This is a genomic window from Luteococcus sp., assembly GCF_043424415.1.
In the GTDB taxonomy this organism is placed as follows: Bacteria; Actinomycetota; Actinomycetes; order Propionibacteriales; family Propionibacteriaceae; genus Luteococcus.
Genome location: NZ_JBHWOO010000256.1, coordinates 1 through 6732, shown reverse-complemented (window position 1 = coordinate 6732; position 6732 = coordinate 1). Strand labels below are relative to the sequence as shown.

Below are 6732 nucleotides of genomic sequence, written 5' to 3'. Positions count from 1 at the left end.
CTCCGGGGGCGCCGTTCATCTGTGCCAGGACCTGCCGTCTGGGCGGCTCAGCGTCCGAAGAGCTTGCCCTGCACGGTGACGACGAAGGCCTCCAGCGAGTCAGGCAGGTCGGGCAGGTGCCAGTCGCCGGGAGCGCGGTACCAGCCCAGCTCGTCGCCGTCCGGGGTGGGGTCGTCGTCGGCGTCCACCATGGCCTGGATCCAGCGTTCCCGCCCTGCGAGCACGACGGCATAGGGCAGCACGCGCGAGACCTCGGCGAGTTCCTGGCCGCGAGGCAGCTGGTGGGTGGGCTGGGTCTGCAGGGTCACCGCGAGGGCCTGCAGGCCGTTGAGCAGGGCCGAGCCCTTGGCGGTGCGGCGCGGCATCTCCTGGCCGACCAGCAACAGTCCGAGGGCAAGCGCGGTCAGCGCGAAGCCGACCAGGCCGAAGGTGGTCAGGGCGACCAGGGCGATGGTGGCGACGATGGCCACGGCCAGCGCGATCCATCCCAGCGTGGTCCAACGATTGCGGGTGTGCTCGGGGCTGCGCTCGAACCAGCCGTGGGCCACCACGTCGTCGTAGAGATCGTGCTGCACCTGCTCCACCACGGGGGCGACGGCCTTGTCGATGGCCGAGACCTGCACCCCTGCGGCGTCGGGCGGACAGACGGCATCGCGCAGGCGGGACTCGAAGCTGCGCAACTCCCCGCGGCCGCCCTCGAGGCGCTCGAAGGTCCAGTCCAGGGGCTGGTGGGCTCGCTCGCGGGGCAGCTCGACGATCCGCAGCCAGCCGCGCACGGCCAGGTCGAGCAGGGTGGCGGTGATGTCGACGGGGTCGACGCGCTCGTCGGCGACGGTGCCGAGGTGGCCGGGGCGCACCTCGTCGACCACGGTGAAACGGCTCTGCCCGTCGCCGACGGGGGTGAAGTGCGCCACCGGGACGATCCGGCCGTCACCAGTATCGGCGCCGGTGCGGCGGTGCAGCAGCCACAGCAGGGCACCGCCGAGCAGCAGCGGCAGGAGGCTGGCCAGCAGGGTGGTGCGGTTGACGCTGAAGGCGCGGTCGAGCGACCAGCGGTGGTCAAGCTCGGAGGTGGCCGCGACGACGCCGGCGGGCACGGCGAAGGTGAGCTCCACCACGTCACCGGCGGCGCGGGGTCCGTCGGTGAAGGAGGGCTGCGGCGCGTCGTGGGTGCCGCCGCCGAAGGTGGTGCAGGGGCTCAGGCGCTGCGCCGGGCCCGACTGGCAGGTGACGTAGCTGATGGTGCCGGGGGCGCGGACCTCGCCGGTGACCTCCTGCACCGGCACCGACAGCCCCTGCAGGAAGTTCCAGCTGAACTCGGTGCGGGCCGGCTCCCCGGCCACCTCAGGGGCCCGGTGGGTGGCGCCGGTGACGACATAGTCGAGGACGACGGTCTCGGCGCCGCCGGTGTTGATGCTGACGGTGGTGGCCTCCTCCTGCTGGCTGGTGCTGGTGCCCAGAGGCGCTGGCGTGCTGGCCCCGGTGGTGGCCTTGATGCCGCTGACCTGCATCGGGTAGTAGGTACCGTCCGGATCAGCCTCGCGGCGGGTGGGCAGTTGCTGGGTCAGCGTGGCCGGGGCCTTGTCGGCGAAGTCGAGCAGCTGGTGCACCGCCAGGCTTCCGTCGGCACGCAGTTCCGCCCGGACGTCGACCCGTGTGCCTGCGGACGGGTCCTCGGCGCGGGCGGGAAGGGTCGGGGACAGTCCCAGTGCCAGGGCTGCGACCGCCGCGGCGAGTGCTGCGATACGGCGGGGGCGGTGGTGGGGGTGGCGGGCCACGGCATTTCCCTTCGGAGTCGAGTGGCCCAGAACGTGCCCGGGCCGGCTCCCAGTTTCCCACACCGGCTGCATACTGAGAGTCTGGACAGGTGCTCCACAACGCGATCCTCTCCTTGGCAGCCGGTGGCCTGCTCAGCCTGCTGGCCTTCGTCCCCGTGGTGGTCTGGCAGTACCGCCGCTATGGCGAGGTGGCCGAGATCCGCCTGGGACTGATCGGGGCCCTGCTGGTGTACTGCTCGGCTCTGTTCGCCTACACGATGTTCCCGCTGCCCAACCCGGACACGGTCACCGAGGCCTGGTGCGCCAGCCGCCAGCACCTGAACACCGATCCCTGGGAGCTGGTGCGACGGGTCCGCGCCGCCCACCAGGGGGTCGGCTGGCGCCAGGCGTTGGTGGACCATCGTGTGCTGGAGCTGCTGCTCAACGTGGCCCTGTTCGTCCCCCTGGGCTGGTTCTGCCGCCGCTTCGGCGGGTGGCGGGTGCTGCCGACCCTGGCCACCGGACTGCTTGTCTCGCTGGCCATTGAGGTGACCCAGTACACCGGTTTGTGGGGCATCTTCCGGTGCGCCTACCGGATGAGTGACGCGGTGGACCTGGTCACCAACACCACCGGGACGGCCGTCGGCATCCTGCTGGCGGCATTGACTCCGCGTTTCTTCCCCCGGGCCGAGGTGCTGGAGGCCAACGCGCACCGTGCCCGGCCGGTCAATGCCCGGCGGCGGTGGCTGGGGCAGGTGCTCGACGGAGCCTGCTTCGTGCTGTTGCAACTGGTGGGCTTCGTCTCGGTGGCGATGGTGGAGTTCGCGCTCGGACACAGCTCGACCCAGGTGCTGGCCGGCGCCGAGCGCATCCTGATGCTGGTCACCTGGCCGCTGGCACTGGCCTGTTGCCTGGTCGCCGCCACCGGCGACGGATCCTCCCCGGGGCAGCGCACCACCTTCCTGCGGCCTGTGCGCGGCCAGGACCGCCCTGCGCGCTGGCGACGGCTGGTGCGCCCCTTCGTCGTCTTCTTCCCCGTGGCGGTGCTGGTCTTCGGGCAGCCGATGGCGCTGGGCCGGTGGGTGGGGCTGGCCTGGGGTCTGGTGGCACTGGTGTGGACCGGCATCGACCCCCACGGGTTGAGCGCCCGGGCCATCGGCCTGCGCTTCGCCGACGCCCGCCGCCAGGGCCTGACGAGGACCACCACGAGCGCCTGGGCATTCGCGGCCGCACGCGGCCGTCGAGAGGGCCATGGAGGCAGCGGCTAGGCTCGCTCGCGTGACGCAACAGCAGTGGCCAGGTTCCCCGTGGGGGCCCCGACAGTCCTCCGGTTGGCAGCAGACCCCCTTCGGGCAGGTCCAGTACAGCCGTGGGCCGGTTCCGCGCGGCCAGGTGGTCTTCGGTCGTCCGCGCCGACGCCGCAGCCTGCTGGGGACGCTGGTGCGGGCCATGTTCCTGCTGGCGGTGATGGGCTTCCTGGGCCTGCTGGCGCTCGGCTGGCTGCTGGGCCAGGTGGTGCAGACCGCCCCGAGCACCGTGCCCGACCCACAGACGCGCGTCACGGCGGCACCGCAGGATCCCGCCACGCGGGCTCCTGCCCCGCAGACCACCCCCGCCCCGCCGGGTGAGTACCAGAACGACGACTACCAGGTGCCGCCGGTGGCCCAGAACCCTCCGGGCCTGCCGCAGCCAGAGACCTATGAGGAGGCCAGCCAGCTGCTGCAGGCCAATCCGCTGTACTCCACCAGCGTCCCGCGCCCGGTGCGCTGTGAGATGGCCGACATCGACATCGAGCGTGCGTCACGACGCGAGCTGTCGGCCCACCTCAACGAGATGATGGGCTGCCTGATGCGCGTCTGGGAGGGGCCTCTGGACCAGGCCGGGTTCACCGCGGTGCGTCCCAGCGTGACGGTCTACTCGTCGTCGGTGACCACCAAGTGCGGCAAGCTCCCCCGCCGCAATGCCGTCTACTGCGGCGCCGACCAGCAGGTCTACATCGCCACCGACCTGCCCCAGGTGGTTCCCGCGCGTCTGCGCGACTCGCGCTTCATCACCGAAGCGGTGGTGGCCCACGAGTTCGGCCACGCCGTGCAGGCCCGCAGCGCCGTCCTTGCCTCCGAGCTGGCCTGGGAGGAGCGTTCCAGCAAGAGCGTGGGGCTCGAGTACAGCCGGCGCCTGGAGGTGCAGGCCGACTGCTTCGCCGGCCAGTTCCTCGGCTCGGTGCAGCAGTCGACCCTGATGACCGACCAGGAGCTCGACAATGTCGGGCGGTTGTTCTACTCGATCGGCGACGACGTGCTCACCGGGCGCCGAGGTTATGAGGGCAACCACGGCTCTGGCCAGAGTCGGCTGGAGTGGACCCGCAAGGGCCTGGAGTCCACCAGTGTGGGCGCCTGCAACAGCTTCGCCGCCCCGTCCTCGCAGGTGCGCTGACTCCCCCATCGCCGAGACACCCGGCCCCGACGGGCCGGGACACTCGACGGTCAGTCGCGGATGACCAGCGCGCTCGCCATGGCGGCGACGCCCTCACCCCGGCCGGTCAGGCCCAGTCCGTCGGTGGTGGTGCCGGACAGGCTCACCGGGGCGCCCACGGCGCGGCTCATCACCTCTTCGGCCTCGGCGCGACGGGCCGCCAGCAGGGGCCGGTTGCCGATCACCTGCACCGAGACATTGCCGATCTCGAAGCCGGCCTCGCGCACCCGGCGCGCCGTCTCCACCAGGAAGGCCTCACCCGAGGCTCCCGCCCACTGCGGCTGTGAGGTGCCGTAGTTGGATCCGAGGTCCCCCAGGCCCGCCGCCCCCAGCAGGGCGTCACAGACAGCATGGGAGGCGACGTCGCCGTCGGAGTGCCCCGACAGGCCCGCAGGCTCGTCGGGGAAGTGCAGGCCAGCACAGTGCATCTCGACGCCCTCGACGAGCTGGTGGACGTCGACGCCGATCCCGGTGCGAAAGGTCATGGCAACTCCTGCTCGAGGCTGTGGGGACTACGGGTGGCGGCGACTGCCCGCGCCACCACCAGGTCGAAGGGTTCGGTCACTTTGAGGGACTCGCGAGAACCGGGCACCAGGTGGACCGGGTGGCCCACGGCCTCGCAGACCGAGGCGTCGTCGGTGACCTCCAGCCCGCGTCGCTCCACCTCGGCGTGGGCGGCACGCAAGGTCTCCAGGTCGAAACCCTGAGGGGTCTGAACGGCTGCCAGTGCGGAACGGTCGACGACGCGGGAGTCCTCGCCGGTGCGCTGGCGGATCGTGTCCACCACGGCCACGACCGGCACCACACAGACGTGGCCCGCGCGGACCGACTCGACCACGCCCCGGGCCACGTCCACCGGGACGAAGGGGCGGGCCGCGTCGTGCACCAGCACGACGCCTTGGGAGCCTGCCGCGGCCAGGCCGCGAGCCACCGAGTCCTGCCGTCGGGCCCCGCCCACCACCAGGTCGACGGGGATGGACGTGCCGTCCAGGGCGCGGCGGAAGTCGGGGAGCAGCGCCTCGGCAACCACCACCACGGCACGCTCACATCCCCCGGCAGCCAGCGCGTCGACGGACCAGCGCACCAGGGCGCGGCCGTCGATCTCCACCAGGGCCTTGGGTACCGGCCCGCCGAGCCGGGAACCAGAACCGGCCGCCACCACGAGGGCGACGACCGGTGTGTTCATGGTCTGGATCCTAGTCAGCTGGCCAGCACCTCGTCGAGCATGACCTCCGCGCGGTCCTCCTCGACCTTCTCGGCCAGGGCCAGCTCCGAGACCAGGATCTGGCGCGCCTTGGCCAGCATCCGCTTCTCGCCGGCCGACAGGCCGCGATCCTTCTCGCGGCGCCACAGGTCGCGGACGACCTCGGCCACCTTCATCACGTTGCCGCTGTGCAGCTTCTCGAGGTTCGCCTTGTAGCGGCGCGACCAGTTGGTCGGCTCCTCGGTGTGCGGTGCACGCAGTACGGAGAAGACCTTCTCGAGCCCTGCCTCGTCCACGACGTCCCGGACACCCACGAGGTCGAGGTTGCATGCAGGCACCCTCACCACCAGGTCGGTCTGGCCCAGGATCTTGAGCACCAGGTACTGGCGATCCTCGCCCTTGATCTTGCGGGTCTCGATATCTTCGATGACTGCAGCCCCATGATTGGGGTACACCACCGTCTCACCGACAGTAAAAGTCATGTTCCTGCAACCCCTTTCGCCTGTCCCATCCTAGCATGGGAGGACCGTCGAGGACTTGCGCTCCACGGCATCGACGATGTAATGGAATGCAACCCGAATCCTTGACTTCACCACTGATCTGTGCGGTTGCGTGCCACTTGGGAGGGGGAAGCAGGCGCGCGGGACCGAAAGTGGCTAGTCTGATCGCATCCGGACACCGAAAAGGAACCTCTGACGATGAGCATGCTTGCCAACGCCGCCCGACTTCGCCCCGTCGCCGTCGCGTCCATCCTGGTGCTGGGCCTCGGTCTGGGTGGGTGCGCGAACTACGAGACGCTGGAGCCCTACCAGCCGGCCTCGGGCGTGCAGACCGAGGTGCCCGCCGACGGCACGGGAGTGAAGGTCCGCAATCTCATGGTGCTCGCCGCCGGAGGCAAGATGGAGCTGGCCGGCAGCCTGGTCTCGTCCAAGCAGGACGACACCCTGCGCTCCCTGACGGGCACTGCCCTCAAGGAGAACAACGAGCCCGCCGGTGAGCTGACCATGGACGTGCCCGAGACCAAGATCCCTGCCGGACAGGCCGTGAACCTCGGCGAGGCGCACATCGCCGTGACCGGTGACGTCAAGCCCGGCGGCATGACCCAGATGACCCTTGACTTCGCCAAGGCCGGCAAGGTGACCCTCATGGTGCCCGTGGTCGACGCCGAGGCCGCCGGCATCCCGATGGAGGAGGCCGGCAGCTCGGCCAGCCCCAGCGCGACACCGGGGAACTGACAACCCCCCACCCCCGACCACATGACGTCGCCTCCTCACCCATCGACGGGTGAGGAGGCAGAGA

The 6732-nt window shown here is 70.8% G+C and carries 7 protein-coding genes; 3 read left to right on the top strand and 4 right to left on the bottom strand.

Features of this window, described 5'->3' with window-relative positions; genetic code table 11:
* Positions 1-47 precede the first annotated feature (47 nt).
* Positions 48-1778 (bottom strand): DUF2207 family protein, encoded by a 1731-nt coding sequence (locus ACHFFZ_RS14755; RefSeq protein WP_394277358.1) that lies wholly within the window; start codon positions 1776-1778, stop codon positions 48-50.
* A gap of 89 nt (positions 1779-1867) precedes the next feature.
* Between ACHFFZ_RS14755 and ACHFFZ_RS14750 the strand changes: the two genes are divergently transcribed.
* Positions 1868-3025 carry a VanZ family protein gene (locus ACHFFZ_RS14750; RefSeq protein ID WP_394277357.1) on the top strand — a complete coding sequence of 386 codons (1158 nt, stop codon included), beginning with the start codon at positions 1868-1870 and terminating at the stop codon, positions 3023-3025.
* A gap of 10 nt (positions 3026-3035) precedes the next feature.
* Positions 3036-4190, top strand: a complete 1155-nt coding sequence (locus ACHFFZ_RS14745) for a neutral zinc metallopeptidase (RefSeq protein WP_394277356.1) — start codon at positions 3036-3038, stop codon at positions 4188-4190.
* Between the two features lie 50 nt (positions 4191-4240).
* Here the strand turns inward: ACHFFZ_RS14745 and ispF are convergent, their stop codons facing one another.
* From ispF to ACHFFZ_RS14730, 3 genes are read right to left on the bottom strand one after another with little or no spacing between them, the layout of a single operon-like run.
* Complete coding sequence (gene ispF, locus ACHFFZ_RS14740; protein WP_394277355.1) at positions 4241-4714, bottom strand: 2-C-methyl-D-erythritol 2,4-cyclodiphosphate synthase; 474 nt, start codon at positions 4712-4714, stop codon at positions 4241-4243.
* A complete protein-coding gene (gene ispD / locus ACHFFZ_RS14735) occupies positions 4711-5415 on the bottom strand; it encodes a 2-C-methyl-D-erythritol 4-phosphate cytidylyltransferase (RefSeq protein ID WP_394277354.1) in 705 nt (234 codons plus the stop codon). The genes ispF and ispD overlap by 4 nt, the downstream gene beginning before the upstream one ends.
* A gap of 14 nt (positions 5416-5429) precedes the next feature.
* The gene (locus tag ACHFFZ_RS14730) at positions 5430-5915 is read right to left on the bottom strand and encodes a CarD family transcriptional regulator (RefSeq protein WP_394277353.1); all 486 of its coding nucleotides are present in this window, start codon (positions 5913-5915) and stop codon (positions 5430-5432) included.
* Between the two features lie 216 nt (positions 5916-6131).
* Here ACHFFZ_RS14730 and ACHFFZ_RS14725 point away from each other — a divergent pair, with 216 nt between their 5' ends.
* The gene (locus ACHFFZ_RS14725) at positions 6132-6668 is read left to right on the top strand and encodes a hypothetical protein (protein WP_394277352.1); all 537 of its coding nucleotides are present in this window, start codon (positions 6132-6134) and stop codon (positions 6666-6668) included.
* Positions 6669-6732 lie beyond the last annotated feature (64 nt).

What these genes read in the sequence shown, in the direction of transcription:
- ACHFFZ_RS14730 (WP_394277353.1), bottom strand. Translation starts at nt 5,915, where the DNA reads ATGACTTTTACTGTCGGTGAGACGGTGGTGTACCCCAATCATGGGGCT.
- ispD (WP_394277354.1), bottom strand. Translation starts at nt 5,415, where the DNA reads ATGAACACACCGGTCGTCGCCCTCGTGGTGGCGGCCGGTTCTGGTTCC.
- ispF (WP_394277355.1), bottom strand. Translation starts at nt 4,714, where the DNA reads ATGACCTTTCGCACCGGGATCGGCGTCGACGTCCACCAGCTCGTCGAG.
- ACHFFZ_RS14725 (WP_394277352.1), top strand. Translation starts at nt 6,132, where the DNA reads ATGAGCATGCTTGCCAACGCCGCCCGACTTCGCCCCGTCGCCGTCGCG.